Here is a 16,655-nt window from a genome sequence, read left to right as displayed (position 1 = left end):
CAAGCCACCGCACAGGACGCTTGGTGGTATGGGGGCATCATAGTGATTCAGCTCACAAAAAACGAACGAATCTTTATAATCGGCTTGCCTTAGTTTTTCTAATATTACGGGGCAACACGCCCCGTCAGCAGTTAAAAATCAACGTGTTACCATCTGCTGCGCCTGCTTGATCAGCTCATCGGGCTGCTCCTTGCGTGGCGGTATGGTGATCCCCTTCTGGCAGGCAGGTTTCTCTGCCATGCGACCCATCCAGGCTTGCAGATGGGGCAATCCCTCGATGGAGATGCCGCTCCAGTCATAAATACGCACCCAGGGCCAGGTGGCAATGTCGGCGATGCTGTACTCGTCCGCCAGATATTCGTGATGGGCCAGATGGCTGTCGAGTACCTCGAACAGGCGGCGCCCCTCCTTCTGGTAGCGTTCGATGGCGGCGGGGATCTTCTCGGGGAAATAGCGGTAGAAGACATTGGCCTGCCCCATCATGGGTCCTACCCCGCCCATCTGGAACATCAGCCACTGGATGGCCTGAGAGCGGCGTTTGGGATCAACGGGCAGCAACTTGCCCGCTTTCTCCGCCAGATAAATGAGGATGGCGCCCGACTCGAATACGGCGAAATCGTCGTTATCCCGATCGACGATAGCCGGAATACGGCCATTTGGGTTGATGGCGAGAAACTCGGGCTTCTTCTGATCCAGTGCAGACAAATCGAGAGGAATGACCCGATAGGGCAAACCCAGCTCTTCGAGGGCGATCGCCACTTTGAAACCATTGGGGGTCGCGGCGGTGTAAAAGTCGATCATGATTCACTCCTTGTTGGTCATAGCCAGATTGCACGGTTGGAACAGGGTGCAACACCATAGCCGCCTCATCTTGCAACAAGTGACCGGCTCCAGACCATTAAAAAGCGGCGCACCGTAGGCCAAACAAGGCCACGGTGCGCCGCTGGTGCTCTCTGGCAATAGTAGATATTAGTTAATCACGGCGACCGGCTTGCGCTGGCGCAGCATGATCAGGCGGGAAAGCAGCGGGAAGTAGGACTCCAGCTTGCGCAACAGCACCCGGCTGCAGGCAGGCTCGGCCAGCTCCGACTCATCCAGCACGATGCCGTTTGAGACAAAATAGAAACGGGGGTCACGCACATCCGGCCCGCAGACCGTCAGCTCCTTGTCTCCCTTACGGATCAGCAGCGGCAAGACCGGCAAACCGATCGTCTCATCCTCTCCCCGGGCAAATCCGGCATCCTGCCAGGGCGCATCGCCGTCGATCAGCAGGATCGCCGCCTCCGTCTTGGCCGGTTGCCACTGGGCCAGGGGGGTCACGGTGATGTGGGCAAAGTGATCACCATACTCGGGTGATGACCGCAAGATGGCCAACAGTCCCTCGCTGGCTGCTGACACGTTCTGACTCACTAATGACAAATTCATGGCTCATATCCCTATGCTCATGACAGCCTGTATCCGGCTGCTGGGATAAGACTAGCGCAGATCTGGTCTATATTGGAGCCGTCAGATCTGGCAGTCGCAATCAATTAGTCGTAGGGGGATAACAGTTGCCATCGCACAAAATACTGGTATCATACAGCGTCCTGTTATCCCCCGTTCTTTAACATCCAGTGGTGAACCTATGCATCCGATGCTGAATATCGCCGTGCGCGCTGCGCGCAACGCCGGTCAAGTTGTAGTAAAAGCCTTCTCCCAGCCCGAGAACATTGAGGCTATCCAAAAAGGCAGCAATGACTTCGTGACCAACGTTGACCGTGAAGCCGAAGCGGCCATCATTCACACCATCAAAAAATCTTACCCGGAGCACAGCATTGTTGCTGAAGAGTCTGGTGAGATTGCCGGTACCAATCCGGACTATCAATGGATCATTGACCCACTGGATGGCACGACCAACCTGGTCAAAGGCATTCCGCACTTTGCCGTCTCCATCGCCCTGCGTGTCAAGGGCAAGACTGAACAAGCCGTTGTTTACGATCCCATCCGTGACGAGCTGTTTACTGCTACCCGTGGTAGCGGCGCCCAGCTGAACGGCTACCGCATTCGTGTCGGCAAAGCCAAAGAGCTGGCTGGCACCGTGCTGGCGACCGGTTTCCCCTACAAGCAAAAGCACCACATCGAGTCCTACCTGAAGATGTTCCAGAGCATGTTCATCGAATGTGCCGACATCCGTCGCTCCGGCTCTGCCGCACTGGATCTGGCCTACGTGGCTGCCGGTCGCGTCGACGGTTTCTGGGAAATCGGCCTCAAGCCCTGGGACACCGCTGCCGGTGAACTGCTGGCCAAAGAAGCTGGCGCCATCGTCACCGACTTCGTAGGTGGTCACAACTACGAAAACTCCGGCAACATCGTGGTTGCCAACCCGCGTGTCCTGAAAGAGATGCTCGGCAAGATCCGTGAAGAGCTGCCGGAGTCCCTGGCGAAATAAGCCAGCCTTCGAGCAGACAGATAACAAAACCGGCGCAAGCCGGTTTTCTTGTATCTGTTATCCGAACACCAAGGCAGACATCTACAGCTGATTTAAAAGAGTTCGCGATGCATCCCCACTTGCCTCTCAACATCCACTTCAGCCATTTGCAGACAACCCCTCTTGCCCCCCGCCTTTGGCTACCGATAAGAGTTCCCATGTGGTTGCCTGGATAAACTCTTTCCAGATTTTCAGATAGCGGCAATCGCCCTGCAGACATGGACAAGGGGCGGCCGAATCGATGTAATGCCACCATCCACTTTGCACACCTTGAGGTCATGCCATGGACCATCTCTCAGCTCTTCCTCCGTTATCCTGGTCACAGCAACTGCGCAGCCAGATGCAAAGCCGCCCGCTCACCGCTCTCGGCCTCTTTATCGCGCTGGCTGCCGTCTTGTTGCTGCTGTTGCAGAGTCTCATCATGCTCGCTACCGGCGAGGTGACCAGCGGCGTGCGCTATGGCCTGATAGGTGGTGCCGCCGGGTTTGCCGCCACCGCCATCGGCGCCCTGCCCGCTCTGTTTCTACGCTCGGTACCGCAAAAAGTGGAGGACACCATGCTCGGCTTTGCCGCAGGCATGATGCTGGCGGCCAGCGCCTTCTCCCTGCTGCTGCCGGGGCTAGAGGCTGCCGAGGGGATCACCGGCAACGGCTTTAGCGCCGCCGCCGTGGTGGTTGTCGGCATGACCCTCGGGGTGCTGTTGATGCTGGGGCTGGATCAGTTCACCCCGCACGAGCATGACAAAACCGGCCCCTGCGGCCCCGGCCACGAGAGCTGCTCCCGGGTCTGGCTGTTCGTCTTTGCCATCGCCCTGCACAACCTGCCGGAGGGGATGGCCATCGGGGTGAGCTTCTCGCAGGGGGATATGTCGGTGGGGCTGCCGCTTACCACTGCCATCGCACTACAGGATATTCCGGAAGGATTGGCGGTGGCGCTGGCCATGTGCGCCGCCGGTTTTCGCCCCTCTGTCGCGGTGCTGGTTGCCATCGCCAGCGGCCTGCTCGAACCGGTTGGCGCCCTGCTCGGAGTGGGGCTCTCCAGTGGCCTTGCCATCGCCTACCCCATCGGACTTGGGCTCGCCGCCGGCGCCATGCTGTTTGTGGTCTCGCACGAGGTGATCCCGGAGACTCACCGCAACGGTCACCAGACCTATGCCACCCTCGGTCTGATGGCAGGCTTTGCCCTGATGATGACCCTCGATACTGCGCTCGGCTAAAGGCACTCTCCCCTCCTCATCAATGCTTTTTGTCACCTGCGGCGCTCCCATATGGAGCGCCGCGCTTCATCTCTCCTTTCGCTTGTGCCTCTCGGCGCCGACGCCATCTTTTGTTATGATCTACAGCAACTTAAATTCAGCCACACGGCTATCAAGACGAGGTCAGCAATGAAAGTAGGTATTATCGGCGCCATGGAGCAAGAAGTGGCCCTGCTGCGCAGCCAGATGAGCAACCCCACCACCCTGCAACTGGGCGGCTGCGAGTTCTATCAAGGGGAGCTGGCAGGCAAAGAGGTGATCCTGACCCGCTCCGGTATCGGTAAGGTCGCCGCCAGCGTGGCCACCAGCCTGCTGCTGGAAAAGTTTGCCCCCGACTGCGTCATCAATACCGGCTCTGCGGGCGGCTTTGCCCAGGACCTGCATATCGGTGATGTGGTGATCGCCAGCGAGATGCGTTTCCACGATGTCGACGTGACCGCCTTTGGTTACGAGATGGGCCAGATGGCGCAACAACCCGCCGCCTTCCCCTGCGACGAGAAGCTCATCGCGGTCGCTCAGGATTGCATCGCCGAGCAGGGCAAGCACCAGACCAAGGTCGGCCTAATCTGCACCGGCGATCAGTTCATGTGCAAACCGGACGCCATCGCCAAGGCTCGCGCCGACTTCCCGCAGATGCTGGCGGTCGAGATGGAAGGTGCCGCCATCGGTCAGGTGTGCCACATGTTCAAAGTGCCCTATCTGGTGGTGCGCGCCATGTCCGATATCGCTGGCAAGGAACAGGTTGAATCCTTCGATGCCTTTATCGAAGTGGCCGGCAAGCACTCCGCCGAAGTGATCATCAAGATGCTCGGCAAGCTGTGATCGAGACCGGCTCGCTTGATTTGATGGCCGACGCCCTCCTCTCGACGACGGCGGCCATTCTGGTAGGCGCTGCCCTGCTGGAGGCGGTGATCCCGTGGCCATCCCATCTGCGTCTTTCGGCCGTCACGCCCCTGCTGACCCGGCTGGGGCACAAGGTACACAGACCCGATGGCTCACCCGGCCAGCAAATGCAGGCCGGCCTGCTGGCAATGCTGGTAGTCTGGCTCCCCTGCGCAACCGGGCTCTGGTCGCTTCGCAATCTGGCCCTGAGCGAGCCGCTCTTCGACCTGCTGTTCTTGCTGCTGATGCTCGAATCCCGTCCGCTGCGCGAACTCTCCCATGCCACCCGCTCGCTCGCCACCCAGGAGACCCTGCCGCTGGCGAGATTGCAGTCTGCCCCCTGGCTTAAGCGGGAGACCGGCAAACTCTCGACCATGGGGCTCGCCAAAGCAGTGACGGAGAGCTGCGCCCTGCGTCTGGTCGGCCAATGGGCTGGCCCGCTGCTGGGATTTGCCTTGGCTGGCGTACAGGGCGCCTTGCTCTGGCGGCTGGTGCAGCTGATGAGCCAGGGCTGGAGCATGAAGGATCCCGCGTTTGGCTATTTTGGCCGAGCCTCCAGTACCCTCTATAAGGGGCTCAATGCTCCCACCATCCTGCTACTGGGGCTACCGCTCCTGCTACCGCGGCTCAAACAGGCCGCACAGCTGGTGCGAAGTGGCGCGCTCTGGCCCTATCCAGTCATGGGGATGCTGCTCACCCTGCTGGTAGACAAGTGCCGGATCCGCCTTGGTGGCCCTCGCTACTATCAGGGGGCTCTCCAGCGCTGGCCAGTCATCGGCACAGGTGCTGAGCCAGATAGCGAGACTCCGCGCAAGGTGCTCAACATTCTGCAAGGATGCGGCTGGGGCTGGTTGATACTGGCGCTGGTTGTCACGATAGCGGGGTTATTTCATGGATAGATGGCTGCGATTGCCGACTTGGCTGCCCTGCGCGCTGCTGGCCTGGTTGCCCGGCGTACTGTTTGCCGCGACTCCGAGCCGGGTGGTGAGCGTGGTACCCCATCTTACCGAACTGCTTTACGACATCGGTGCCGGTGACAAACTGGTGGCCGTTGATGATGCCTCAGACTATCCCGCCGAGGTGAAAAACAAACCCAAGGTGGCCAATTATCGCAGCATCAATGTCGAGGCCCTGCTGGCACAAAAACCGGACCTGATCCTGGGCTGGCGCTCGGCCCAGTCACGAATGCTGGCACCGCTGGAACAGCTGGGTATCTCGGTGTTCTACTCTGAACCCACCGATTTTGCCTCGCTGGCGACCGAGATGCGGGCGCTGGGCAAATTGCTGGGTGTTGAGAAAAGTGCCAACGAAGCCGCCGATCGCTATCTGGCGCGCCTGCATGAGCTGCAACAGCGTTATGGACAATCAACCGGCGTCAAGGTGTTCTACCAGCTCTGGTACCCACCGCTCACCAGCGTCAGTGGCAATGCCTGGCCGGCTCAGGCCATCGAACTCTGCGGCGGGGTCAACGTCATGGCAAATGCCAAGACCCCCTACCCTCAAGTGGACATGGAACAGGTGATCAAAGCGAACCCCGCGCTGATCCTGGCGGGGAGTCAAGATCCTGACGCCCTGAATCACTGGCAAAAGTGGCCCAATCTCGATGCGGTGCAGCACCAGCGACTCGATTTGATCAACTCGGATGAACTACACCGCTTCACCCCGAGAGCCCTCAATGGGGTTGAAGAGGTTTGCCAGGCTATTCAGCTAAGCGCGCAGAGCTCCAGCACATCTTGATAAAGCTCTACTGATGCGAGCCAATCCGAGGTGGTCTGGGTGCGCCCAAATCTTTAAAACTGTTTTTGTGAATGGATCACACTCTTTGCCAAAAAAGCTGGTACTTTATTTGCTAGCATATGATTCATCTACTGTTTTTATGACGAGATGCCCACAATGTTCAACGATAAAACGCTACTGATCACAGGTGGCACCGGCTCGTTTGGCCAACGATTGGTCAAGACAGTACTGGAACGTTATAAGCCGAAACGGCTCATCATCTATTCTCGTGACGAACTGAAACAGTTCGAGATGCAGCAGGAGTTTAACGACCCCTGCATGCGCTATTTTATCGGTGATGTCCGAGACGCCAACCGGCTTACCATGGCAATGCGTGGCGTCGATTACGTGGTTCATGCAGCAGCACTGAAACAGGTTCCAGCCGCTGAATACAACCCCATGGAGTGTATTAAAACCAATATCCATGGTGCAGAGAACGTGATCCAGGCCGCTTTGCTCAATCAAGTCAAAAAAGTTATTGCCCTCTCCACTGACAAAGCTGCCAATCCAATCAATCTCTACGGTGCCACCAAACTGGCATCAGACAAGCTCTTCGTGGCAGCAAACAACATCGCGGGGCAGGATCCCACCCGTTTTGCAGTGGTTCGTTACGGTAACGTGGTGGGTTCTCGCGGCTCTGTCGTCCCCTTCTTCCAAAAGCTGATTGACCAGGGGGCGGATGCGTTACCCATCACCCATGAGGAGATGACGCGTTTCTGGATCACCTTGCAGCAAGGGGTTGATTTTGTCCTGGACAATTTTGGGCGGATGAAGGGGGGGGAAATATTTGTTCCCAAGTTGCCATCCGTCCGAATTACCGAGCTCGCCAGCGCCATGGCCCCTCACCTGCCACACAAGATCATCGGCATTCGCCCGGGAGAAAAGCTCCATGAAGTGATGTGTCCTGCCGATGACTCTTATCACACCTTCGAGTTTGATGACTTCTTCGTGATTGGCCCAACCATCAACTTCAATAATCGCAACAACGATTTCTCCAAAACAGCGGCGGGCGAAAAAGGAAAAATGGTAGAACAGGGCTTCGAATATAACTCTCGCAGCAACCCTCACTTTTTTACCATTGAACAGCTTTTGAAAATGAACCAAAAGGGGAGAACTGAATGATCCCTTATGGCCGCCAATCCATCAGCCAGGCAGATATCGATGCTGTTGTGGACGTTCTCAAGTCCGACTTCCTGACCCAGGGACCCGTAGTCCCCCGCTTCGAGCAAGCAGTAGCCGATTACTGTGGAGCCAAATTCGGGGTGGCAGTCAATTCAGGTACCGCAGCACTCCATGTAGCCTGTCTGGCACTTGGCGTTGGCCCCGGCGACTGGGTCTGGACATCCCCCATCAGCTTTGTTGCATCCGCCAACTGTGCTCTCTACTGCGGTGCACAAGTCGATTTTGTCGATATTGAACCAGATACCGGTAACATGTGCGCTTTGGAGCTGGAGAGGAAGCTGATTGCAGCCAAGGCGGAAGGAAAGCTACCCAAAGTAGTCATACCGGTGCACTTTGCCGGCCTCCCCTGCGACATGCAGGAGATCCACCGCCTGGGACAAAAGTACGGTTTCAAGATCATCGAAGATGCCTGCCACGCCCTTGGTGCCCGTTATCATGGTGAGCCTACCGGCAATGGCCGCTATAGCGACATCACAGTATTCAGCTTCCACCCGGTGAAGATCATCACCACTGGCGAGGGTGGCATGGCCATGACCAACGACCCTGCGCTTGCCAAGACGATGCGCGTGCTCCGCAGCCATGGCATCACCCGTGAACCGGAAGACTTTATCAATGAGCCGGACGGCCCTTGGTACTATGAGCAGCAGATGCTCGGCTTCAACTACCGCATGACCGACATTCAGGCTGCGCTGGGGTTGAGCCAGATGGCCAATCTGGAGACATGGATTCACACGCGTAACGAGATTGCCCAGTACTACTTCGAAAGACTGGCACCACACCAGCTACCTCGTCATTTCAACACCGAGCGGCGTAGTGCCTTCCATCTCTATGTTCACCATGTAGCCCCTGAACAACGCAGTGCGCTCTTCCAAAAAGTACGTGCACAGGATATCGGCGCCAACGTGCACTATATACCTATTTACAAACAACCTTGGCATCAAAAGCGGACTCATACTAACCTGCCCTCTACTGAGCAATTTTACGCAGGCGCAATGACCTTGCCACTCTTTCCTGGTTTGACAAAAGCACAGCAATTGAAAATATGCAGTCTGCTTTAGTCGTAGCCAAAAATGTCTCGTGTATAGACCTTATCAATCACATCGGCTAAATCAGGACTCATTCGGTTGGCAAGTATAATGTCACACATACCTTTAAATACGGATACTTCAGTGATGACTTTTGACCTAAAGAAATAAGGTTCCATTAAGGATGGCTCATAAACAACAACCTCAATACCCTTCGCCTTGATTCTTTTCATGACTCCCTGTATTGCCGATGCTCTAAAATTATCCGAACCAGCCTTCATAACTAGTCGATAAATACCTACTCGTTTAGGATTAGTCGCGATAACTGTATCGGCAATAAAATCTTTTCTCGTTGTATTAGCATCAACAATAGCTCTAATCAGGTTGCTGGGCACTTGGTTGAAATTTGCCAGAAGCTGCTTGGTGTCTTTTGGCAGACAATAACCTCCATAACCAAAAGATGGATTGTTGTAATAGTGGCCAATACGAGGGTCCAGGCAAACACCATCAATAATATCCTTTGTTTCTAGATTATTTTTTTGGGCATATGTATCCAACTCATTAAAAAATGCGATTCGCATCGCCAGATATGTGTTAGCAAATAATTTTACAGCCTCTGCTTCCGTACTTTCAGTAAAAATGACTGGCACATTTTTTTCTATTGCCCCATCAATCATAAGTCTAGAAAATGTTCGTGCATATTCACTTGTTGCCCCGACTATAACACGTGATGGATAAAGGTTATCATATAATGCTCTCCCTTCACGTAAAAACTCGGGGGAAAAGAAAATATTCTCGTAATTATGAGTCATCCGCATTTTAGAGGTAAAACCAACAGGAACAGTAGACTTGATTACAATTACTGCCTCAGGATTAATTTCCATAATATCAAAAATAACTGACTCTACCGACGCAGTATCAAAGCAATTTGTATCAGGATCATAATTAGTGGGCGTCGCAATTATAATATAGTCAGCATGTTGGTAAGCGGTTGATTTATTCAAGGTTGCGGTAAGATCCAAAGTCCGTTGTTTAAAGAACAGATCGATATCAGAATCAATAATTGGAGATTGTCGCCTGTTAATCATGGACACTTTTTCTGGATTAACATCAAATGCAACAACATGATGGTTCTGAGCTAACAATATTGCATTAGACAAACCTACGTAACCTATACCGACAACGGCAATTTTCATTATTGAACCTTCACATCCAAAAATTGATAATAAGAGCGATACCATTCAACAAAATTCTGTATGCCCTGTTCTATCTTCATTGATGGGCGATATGAAATAGTAGCAAATAAATCCTCAGTATCCGCCCATGTCGCATAAACATCACCCGACTGCATGGGCATCATATTTTTTATAGCTTTAACCCCCAGCGCTTGCTCGAGAGATTGAATAAAATCAACTATTTTAATCGGCCTACCATTACCAATGTTAAATAGACGATAAGGGGCACTGCTATCAGCTGGAGAACCAGTTGCGCAACGCCAGGCAGAATTTTCAACCGGTATCACGTCCGCTACCCGGATCACACCTTCAGCAATGTCATCTATATATGTGAAATCTCGGCTTAACAGACCATTGTTATATACATCTATTGGCTGTCCAGACAGCATACATTTAGTAAATTTAAATAATGCCATATCCGGCCGTCCCCACGGGCCATAAACTGTGAAAAAACGCAATCCTGTGGTTGGGATACCATACAAATGAGAATATGTGTGCGCCATCAGCTCATTCATTTTTTTTGTCGCTGCATATAACGAAATAGGATGGTCAGTGGGTTCACTCACTCTAAATGGCATTTCCTCATTCATTCCATATACGGAGCTAGAAGATGCATAAACAAGATGCTCAATATGATGATGACGACAACCTTCCAGAATTGTCAAAAATCCGTCTACGTTGCTATCAATATAAGAAAAGGGAGATTCCATTGAATGGCGAACACCGGCTTGAGCGGCAAGATGAATTACTCTGTCAAACTTCTCTTTGGAAAAAAGAGTCAGGATAGATTTTCTATCAGAGACATCCATTTTTACAAACTTGAAGTTAGAAAATGGAGTTAACTGTTCAAGTCTACTTAATTTAAGAGATACCTCATAGTAATCATTTAGGTTATCAATACCTATAACCTGATACCCTTTCAAGCACAGTAGTTCGCACACCTTCGCACCGATAAATCCCGCTGCACCAGTTACAAAATATTTCATACGACATACCTGTTAAAAATTGCTTTTGGTTATACGCTAAGGTGAAATCATTATCTTACTGAGTGCCAATATCCATATGTATATTACAAATATTATAGCTTATGAATATTTATAAGATCATTAATAAAATGCATCTAATTCATTTAAATTTATGATTAGCTTTAATTATTGACTACAAAAAAGTGTCTGACCGCATCAATAATGAATACTTGCTCCGACTCAGTCAGGCTTGCATGTAAAGGTAAACGTAACAGCATTCTAGAAACCGCTGTGGTATTTATATCATCGCCATGAAATCTACCATATCGAATACCAGCCGGACTAGAATGCAGAGGTACAAAGTGTGAGGTAACTTCCACATTAAGATTGCGCATGAATTTAAATAATCCCTGTTGTTCGTCAGGGGATCTTGTTCTTATATGATATATATGAGCATTATGCTCAACATGTGCCGGAACGGCAGGAAGTGTGAGCACTCCAGTATTAGCCAACTCAGATAAACATGTATGATAAAAAAGCCATTTTTTTAATCTAGCATTCGTAATTTCTCTCGCGTTTTGTAATTGCTGCAACAAGACTACAGCTTGAACCTCTGACATTACATAACTAGATGATAAAATTTGCCATGTATATCTATCAACCTCTCCACGCAAAAACATTGAACGATCAGTTCCTTTCTCCTGAATGATTTCACATATACCATGGTACTTATCTTCGTTTACTAAAAAAGCCCCGCCCTCACCACCGGCATGAATATTTTTAGTATGATGAAAGCTGACGCAGCCAAATTGACCAATTGAACCAAGTGGCCGTCCTTTATATGTTGACATGATACTTTGTGCAGCATCTTCAACCAATACAAGATTATAGCGATTGCATATATCGACTATAGAAGACATTTCTGATGCAACACCGGCATAGTGAACAACCACTACGGCTTTCGTTCTAACTGTAATAGCCTCTTCAATAAGCTGCTCATTTATATTCAAAGTGTCTGGCCTGATATCGACAAATACTAATTTTGCGCCCCTTAAGGCAAAAGCACTTGCAGAGGTAACAAATGTAAAGCTTGGCAGTATTACCTCATCCCCTGGCTGCAAATCCATAGCTAAAGCTGCCATCTCCAAAGATGCACTACAGGATGGCGTTAAAAAAACTCGCCTTGCATTATATATATCGTGTAATAGTTCCTCACATTTTTTTTTATTAACACCGATACCTAAACATTCTCCATCACTTTCAGTGATATGGCCAATATTATTGGGGCGATTATATGGTATCCAATTGTGATATGATTTCATTTCATAATAACCTTAATGTCACTGACAAGATTTGCATAACTTCTTCCTGAATCAGGCCATGTTGTCAGCCTCCAATCAGGACATTGCCCACAAAAAGTATGGCATTTGAAATCGTTATTAAGATGAGCCTCTCGCAGTTCGTTTAAAAATGCTCCCTGCCAAGCAGTTTTTAGCGTTGTCTTCCTGTAATCAATGAAACTGGATGCATACGCCCAATCTGTCGGGCAAAAAGAAAGCTCACCTTTTGGATCCAGGGTCAAACGCTCCCATGGATATAAGCATGGGCGCCTTGACTCATGGGAATGAGCTTCCCCTTGAGCCAACATACCTGCCGCCGAATGTAAATTCCTGATCAGCACTTCATCAGCTCCCTGATTTTTCCAAAAAAGAGAAAAATCATCTACCTCATCTTCATTTCCTGCCTGACGAATAAAACTCACAACAATACGAGTTCTGTATTGCCCTGTCTTGATATGTTCGATCATTCTAATTATATTACGTCGCACTTGCTCAAGACGCCCGCCACGAATATTCGCATAAGTCTCATCTTTAAAGGCATCAATGCTGACATCAATCATATGAAGGCCACTTTCTAATAACTGTTTTAGTTTTTTCTCATTAAGAACTGTACCATTAGTGGTTAACGTGACAAACGTGCCACTATGCTCGACAGCATACTGGATCATTTCATGTGCATGTGGATGCATAAGTGGCTCACCATTGCTGGTATATCGTATATACTGGCAATGTCCGTCGCTATTGTCTCTTATATCATCGATCAGCTTCTTGTTTAGTTCAGGGTCTAACAATCTTGCGGAATAATGTTCAGACTCTTTAAATTGAGGGTGTGGACAATGTATGCATCTTAAATTACAAATTTCAGCAATATCTACAATGACCTGTGATGGAAACTCCGATGACAGTCGATCATAGAAACCATATTTAGCCATGAGTCCTCCTACTAATAATTTAGTTCGCTATGAACAAAATCACCGCCAGCACATAATAAAGCATCGATAATACTGACGCGGCAATCAAAACCAGGTCCGTTCTGGGGATAGCGAGCATATTCAGGATATTCCATCCAGGCAACACCGATACCCCTTTCTTCAAAGCGCCCGATATCTAAATAATTTTTTGCCGCCGGCCCAGAAAAATAAATACTTGCATCAGCTCTTTCAGCAATGACGATCAGTCTTTCCGTTGCATCGCTAACCCCCCCCCCATTCAAGTAATGACTATCCGTAAAGATGGGGGTGGTGATCCCTAATAAATGCATGATTTTTTTAATAAACATGATATTTATATCAGAGATATACTCAAATTCACGTGCATCTTCATACCATGATTTAATTTCATCTATATATCTATCAAAAAAAAGCGCCTTTTTGTATCGCTCTTTAATTATAGCAAAATGCTTCTGACACCATAGATTATCGACAACTTTTGTGGATGATATTTTCTGATTTCTATCAACATGACATACGGGTATTGTTAACCATACAGCACCCTGTGTGGTCATAATCCTATTGCGGTTACGCCAATCTCTTGTTGTATACTGGACAGAATCAAGAAATATAAATTCGTCCACCCTGTTTATAATATCAAAGTAGCCTATCCAAGGAATATAATTAGATTGAATGATTGCTATCTTTTTATGCAAGTTAGTATGCTCTTAATATTTTTGAACGTGTTAAACCACATGAAATCATCTGTGCTTTAATCTCGGGCCAGTAATCAGAAGCAATAATAACCACATCAAGTTCATTGGTGGCCTCCAGTGTAAACTTTTCTATTGGGGCATTACAAAATATAGCGCCAAATTTACTATCGTCATTATCAAAAAAACACTTCACCTTTATTTCCCTGTCAGAAAAAACAAGATCAGAATGAAGTTTTCCATAGAATTTTTTTGCGCCAGAGCCAGTGCCAAAAATAGCTATTTTAATATTTCTTTTTCTTCCAAATCGATAGTAAAACTCATCTGGCAAATTTCGTTTAAATCGATACGTGAATTTCTCTGAAAATGAACTTTCAAGTAAAAAACCTCTGATTTTCGGCAAAATAACGTCAATATTATGAAACTGTTCAACATAGTTGCAGCAGCTTCTTGATTTATTTTCGAGAAAACCATATTGGAATACATCTTCAAGCATAACATGAATATCATTTCGCTGTGGGGAAGGCTCCCCAATTAGCGAGAGATAAAGACTTGAGCCTTCATCAAACTCGTCTGAAGCTTCATCAAGCCACACCCCTTTCACTAGACGACGGTATCCTTTAACACAAGAGTCTATGGCAATCACAGGTAATCCGATCATTGCAAGATGATATGCTGAGGAGCCCATTGCAACACCGAAATGATATTTTTCAGATTCAATTAGGCTGTATATATCAGATTCATTTCTCTTTCCTAAGATACGAATTTCAAGGCGTTCATGCGCAAGCTTTTTATATGATTCAACTTCATCCTCATAGAGAGCATATCCATATCCTATCAAATCAAAAAGTATATGCAGCTGAGGTTTATTGTTAAGAACAACATTCAAGCTGTCAATAAAACTCAAGATGCTTTCATTCTTGAAAAAGTCAAATCTCCCGAGCCAGAGCACCTTCATAAACTCTTCTGGAGCAGAAATATTGTACCGTATCTTTTGTGTTACGGGCTCAACAGGAACAGTGGCAGATGAGTGATGATTAAGTGGAACAGAAAAATACTCAGAATTATATTTACGATATATGTCATTGGGATACCAGATTGCATGTGCTCGATCCAACTTTAATAATAATTGGCGCTGGTAGTGCCAAGTTTCATTAATTAACTTTGGTTTGAATGCACGAGATGCGTTAAATCCAATCCCTGGCTCCCAGATACTCCAAGCTTCTGGATGCAACATCCCAGTCAATATATGAACTCTTTTATTTCCATTGAAGACATGCATAGCCCTATGCAAAACTTCAAAATATGAAGCGAGAACATATATATCTTCCCCAAAAAAATCATCAATAATTTTCTGTCCAAGTGCCCCCAGATACGATTGATTTGAAATAGAAACAAAGAAATCATCCATTTCTGGAATGATATACTTTTTTATCTTTACACTCTTGTTATCCAATAGCCCAAAAAGTGCAGAATCCTCGTATCCAACTACGGCAACGGAATCACCTAATCCAACAAGATAGTCAATAAATCTACAGTTAAATGTCTCCGCACCACCGACACTCTTATTGAAATCAAAAACAACAATGTTCACGCCGCCCCCACAACCCTGTGTTAATAATACGCCGAATAAAATTACCAGCCTTAAATAATAACTGATGCGATTAATACCATTTTTTCAAAAAATGAACAATCTATAACATATAGGAATCTCTAAAAATCAATACACTAGCTCGAACTGGTTCGTCAAGGAAGAATCAAAGGATAAATTTAAAGAGTAATTCATAAAAAATTGGAGACTAAAAACAAAAGGAAAGTAATAAAATAACTTATAATTTCTATAGCTATTTATCAGTTTAAAAAAACAACTCTCCCATCAAATTTCATCAATAAAGCACGTCTAATTTCCTCTCGATAGAAATCCGATGCTATATAGACTGGTGAATTAATAGCATCTAAATCCCCCAACGTGTTAACCTTGAAGTCATTCATAGCATGCGAGTGTTCATCAACAATAATATTAATTTTTTTCCTGTGCTTGGAAAATTTTAAAATGGCCTGTCCGATATGACCAGCACCATATAGAAGTACTTCAGAATAACTATTGCTTACCTCATCGAAGATGAGCGTATGATTTAGAACATTATCCGTGAAAGGATATTGAACAACTTGGCTCAACAAATAGATGTCATCAGAGCACAACGCTATCACTTTATCAATAGAAATCAAAGGGTTATATATTATCTGCTGCGGAGAAACAAATTTATCTTCCAGACATTTTCTAGCCACTAGGAAAGCATATTGTTCAGTTGTCTGATGCTCAACGACGTCTGACAATGAGCCAAATGTATACTCACCATCAGTACCTCTCCAACCAAATACTAACTCAACGACTTCATAGTTGTTTGAAAAACAAAGTGAAATGAAAAAATCAACATTATATGTAAAAAGTCCATGTGGGGAATGCTTCATAGGCAAACAATGAATCATTAATCCATTTTTCTTTGTAATGTTATGTATTGACGCAAAAACATTATATTGATTAAAAACATGTTCACTAGTTCCAAGATTAGTTACCACATCATACTGATGAGATAACTCGAGCATCTGACTATTAAAATCGCAAAATATTGTCCCATCATAAACATCCACAGAATCATATTTTAAACCTAGGTTTTCATACATAGATTTTGTAAAATCACCATCCTGATAATTCTTTAATTCTTCATCAATTATCTCTGCCGAGTTTAATGAATAAAACTGCTGGCACCCTAACTCAATTATCGAATTAAAGTTTTCAGGAAAGTGATTCTTCATTTTATTAAACATAGCTGGCGTCATACCCATCACAGAACTCCCGTAACATATAATATGAAGTTATAAGAA

The 16,655-nt window shown here is 47.6% G+C and carries 16 protein-coding genes; 7 read left to right on the top strand and 9 right to left on the bottom strand.

Annotated elements, in window-relative coordinates; all coding sequences use genetic code 11:
• Positions 1-138 precede the first annotated feature (138 nt).
• Both G5193_RS00905 and G5193_RS00900 read right to left on the bottom strand, forming a co-directional pair.
• Entirely contained in the window at positions 139-801 is a 663-nt protein-coding gene (locus G5193_RS00905; protein WP_319920559.1) for a glutathione S-transferase family protein, read from the bottom strand.
• A 168-nt stretch (positions 802-969) separates the two neighbouring features.
• Positions 970-1,425, bottom strand: a complete 456-nt coding sequence (locus G5193_RS00900) for a hypothetical protein (protein ID WP_005352991.1) — start codon at positions 1,423-1,425, stop codon at positions 970-972.
• Positions 1,426-1,624: 199 nt separating this feature from the next.
• Here G5193_RS00900 and suhB point away from each other — a divergent pair, with 199 nt between their 5' ends.
• From suhB to pseC, 7 genes are all read left to right on the top strand, one after another.
• Positions 1,625-2,428: an inositol-1-monophosphatase gene (gene suhB, locus G5193_RS00895; protein WP_005352992.1), complete on the top strand. Its 804-nt coding sequence runs from the start codon at positions 1,625-1,627 to the stop codon at positions 2,426-2,428.
• Between the two features lie 322 nt (positions 2,429-2,750).
• The gene (locus G5193_RS00890; protein ID WP_005361496.1) at positions 2,751-3,683 is read left to right on the top strand and encodes a ZIP family metal transporter; all 933 of its coding nucleotides are present in this window, start codon (positions 2,751-2,753) and stop codon (positions 3,681-3,683) included.
• A gap of 168 nt (positions 3,684-3,851) precedes the next feature.
• Entirely contained in the window at positions 3,852-4,544 is a 693-nt protein-coding gene (gene mtnN, locus G5193_RS00885; protein ID WP_021230869.1) for a 5'-methylthioadenosine/S-adenosylhomocysteine nucleosidase, read from the top strand.
• Positions 4,541-5,503, top strand: a complete 963-nt coding sequence (locus G5193_RS00880; RefSeq protein WP_421204712.1) for a cobalamin biosynthesis protein CobD/CbiB — start codon at positions 4,541-4,543, stop codon at positions 5,501-5,503. The genes mtnN and G5193_RS00880 overlap by 4 nt, the downstream gene beginning before the upstream one ends.
• Positions 5,496-6,341, top strand: a complete 846-nt coding sequence (locus G5193_RS00875) for a cobalamin-binding protein (protein ID WP_421204711.1) — start codon at positions 5,496-5,498, stop codon at positions 6,339-6,341. Before G5193_RS00880 ends, G5193_RS00875 begins: the two co-directional genes overlap by 8 nt.
• Before the next feature lie 156 nt (positions 6,342-6,497).
• Positions 6,498-7,502, top strand: coding sequence for a UDP-N-acetylglucosamine 4,6-dehydratase (inverting) (gene pseB, locus G5193_RS00870; RefSeq protein WP_227340774.1), 1,005 nt, complete (start codon positions 6,498-6,500; stop codon positions 7,500-7,502).
• Entirely contained in the window at positions 7,499-8,620 is a 1,122-nt protein-coding gene (gene pseC, locus G5193_RS00865; RefSeq protein ID WP_421204710.1) for a UDP-4-amino-4,6-dideoxy-N-acetyl-beta-L-altrosamine transaminase, read from the top strand. Before pseB ends, pseC begins: the two co-directional genes overlap by 4 nt.
• On the opposite strand, the gene G5193_RS00860 is transcribed toward pseC, so the two are convergent.
• The 7 genes from G5193_RS00860 to G5193_RS00830 all read right to left on the bottom strand — a co-directional run bounded on the left by G5193_RS00860 (position 8,617) and on the right by G5193_RS00830 (position 16,616).
• Positions 8,617-9,783, bottom strand: coding sequence for a nucleotide sugar dehydrogenase (locus G5193_RS00860; RefSeq protein ID WP_216953971.1), 1,167 nt, complete (start codon positions 9,781-9,783; stop codon positions 8,617-8,619). The genes pseC and G5193_RS00860 overlap by 4 nt on opposite strands.
• Positions 9,783-10,808: an NAD-dependent epimerase gene (locus tag G5193_RS00855; protein WP_421204709.1), complete on the bottom strand. Its 1,026-nt coding sequence runs from the start codon at positions 10,806-10,808 to the stop codon at positions 9,783-9,785. The genes G5193_RS00860 and G5193_RS00855 overlap by 1 nt, the downstream gene beginning before the upstream one ends.
• Positions 10,809-10,969: 161 nt before the next feature.
• Positions 10,970-12,109, bottom strand: a complete 1,140-nt coding sequence (gene rffA, locus G5193_RS00850; RefSeq protein ID WP_421204708.1) for a dTDP-4-amino-4,6-dideoxygalactose transaminase — start codon at positions 12,107-12,109, stop codon at positions 10,970-10,972.
• Positions 12,106-13,059 (bottom strand): radical SAM/SPASM domain-containing protein, encoded by a 954-nt coding sequence (locus tag G5193_RS00845; protein WP_421204707.1) that lies wholly within the window; start codon positions 13,057-13,059, stop codon positions 12,106-12,108. Before G5193_RS00845 ends, rffA begins: the two co-directional genes overlap by 4 nt.
• Before the next feature lie 11 nt (positions 13,060-13,070).
• Entirely contained in the window at positions 13,071-13,772 is a 702-nt protein-coding gene (locus tag G5193_RS00840) for a WbqC family protein (RefSeq protein WP_421204706.1), read from the bottom strand.
• Between the two features lies 1 nt (position 13,773).
• A complete protein-coding gene (locus tag G5193_RS00835; protein ID WP_129503724.1) occupies positions 13,774-15,363 on the bottom strand; it encodes a glycosyltransferase in 1,590 nt (529 codons plus the stop codon).
• A gap of 257 nt (positions 15,364-15,620) precedes the next feature.
• Complete coding sequence (locus G5193_RS00830) at positions 15,621-16,616, bottom strand: hypothetical protein (protein ID WP_216953979.1); 996 nt, start codon at positions 16,614-16,616, stop codon at positions 15,621-15,623.
• Between the last annotated feature and the right edge of the window lie 39 nt (positions 16,617-16,655).

The organism is Aeromonas sp. 601027 (genome assembly GCF_049174455.1).
Lineage (GTDB): Bacteria > Pseudomonadota > Gammaproteobacteria > Enterobacterales > Aeromonadaceae > Aeromonas > Aeromonas veronii_A.
The sequence above is the reverse complement of the archived record's forward strand: the minus strand, read 5'-3'. Positions and strand labels throughout refer to the sequence as shown.

Bases quoted from the DNA above. Each gene is read 5' to 3' on its own strand.
- G5193_RS00890 (WP_005361496.1), top strand. From the start codon at position 2,751: ATGGACCATCTCTCAGCTCTTCCTCCGTTATCCTGGTCACAGCAACTG.
- pseC (WP_421204710.1), top strand. From the start codon at position 7,499: ATGATCCCTTATGGCCGCCAATCCATCAGCCAGGCAGATATCGATGCT.
- G5193_RS00900 (WP_005352991.1), bottom strand. From the start codon at position 1,425: ATGAATTTGTCATTAGTGAGTCAGAACGTGTCAGCAGCCAGCGAGGGA.
- G5193_RS00905 (WP_319920559.1), bottom strand. From the start codon at position 801: ATGATCGACTTTTACACCGCCGCGACCCCCAATGGTTTCAAAGTGGCG.
- G5193_RS00875 (WP_421204711.1), top strand. From the start codon at position 5,496: ATGGATAGATGGCTGCGATTGCCGACTTGGCTGCCCTGCGCGCTGCTG.
- pseB (WP_227340774.1), top strand. From the start codon at position 6,498: ATGTTCAACGATAAAACGCTACTGATCACAGGTGGCACCGGCTCGTTT.
- G5193_RS00830 (WP_216953979.1), bottom strand. From the start codon at position 16,616: ATGGGTATGACGCCAGCTATGTTTAATAAAATGAAGAATCACTTTCCT.
- G5193_RS00845 (WP_421204707.1), bottom strand. From the start codon at position 13,059: ATGGCTAAATATGGTTTCTATGATCGACTGTCATCGGAGTTTCCATCA.
- G5193_RS00860 (WP_216953971.1), bottom strand. From the start codon at position 9,783: ATGAAAATTGCCGTTGTCGGTATAGGTTACGTAGGTTTGTCTAATGCA.
- G5193_RS00855 (WP_421204709.1), bottom strand. From the start codon at position 10,808: ATGAAATATTTTGTAACTGGTGCAGCGGGATTTATCGGTGCGAAGGTG.
- mtnN (WP_021230869.1), top strand. From the start codon at position 3,852: ATGAAAGTAGGTATTATCGGCGCCATGGAGCAAGAAGTGGCCCTGCTG.
- suhB (WP_005352992.1), top strand. From the start codon at position 1,625: ATGCATCCGATGCTGAATATCGCCGTGCGCGCTGCGCGCAACGCCGGT.
- rffA (WP_421204708.1), bottom strand. From the start codon at position 12,109: ATGAAATCATATCACAATTGGATACCATATAATCGCCCCAATAATATT.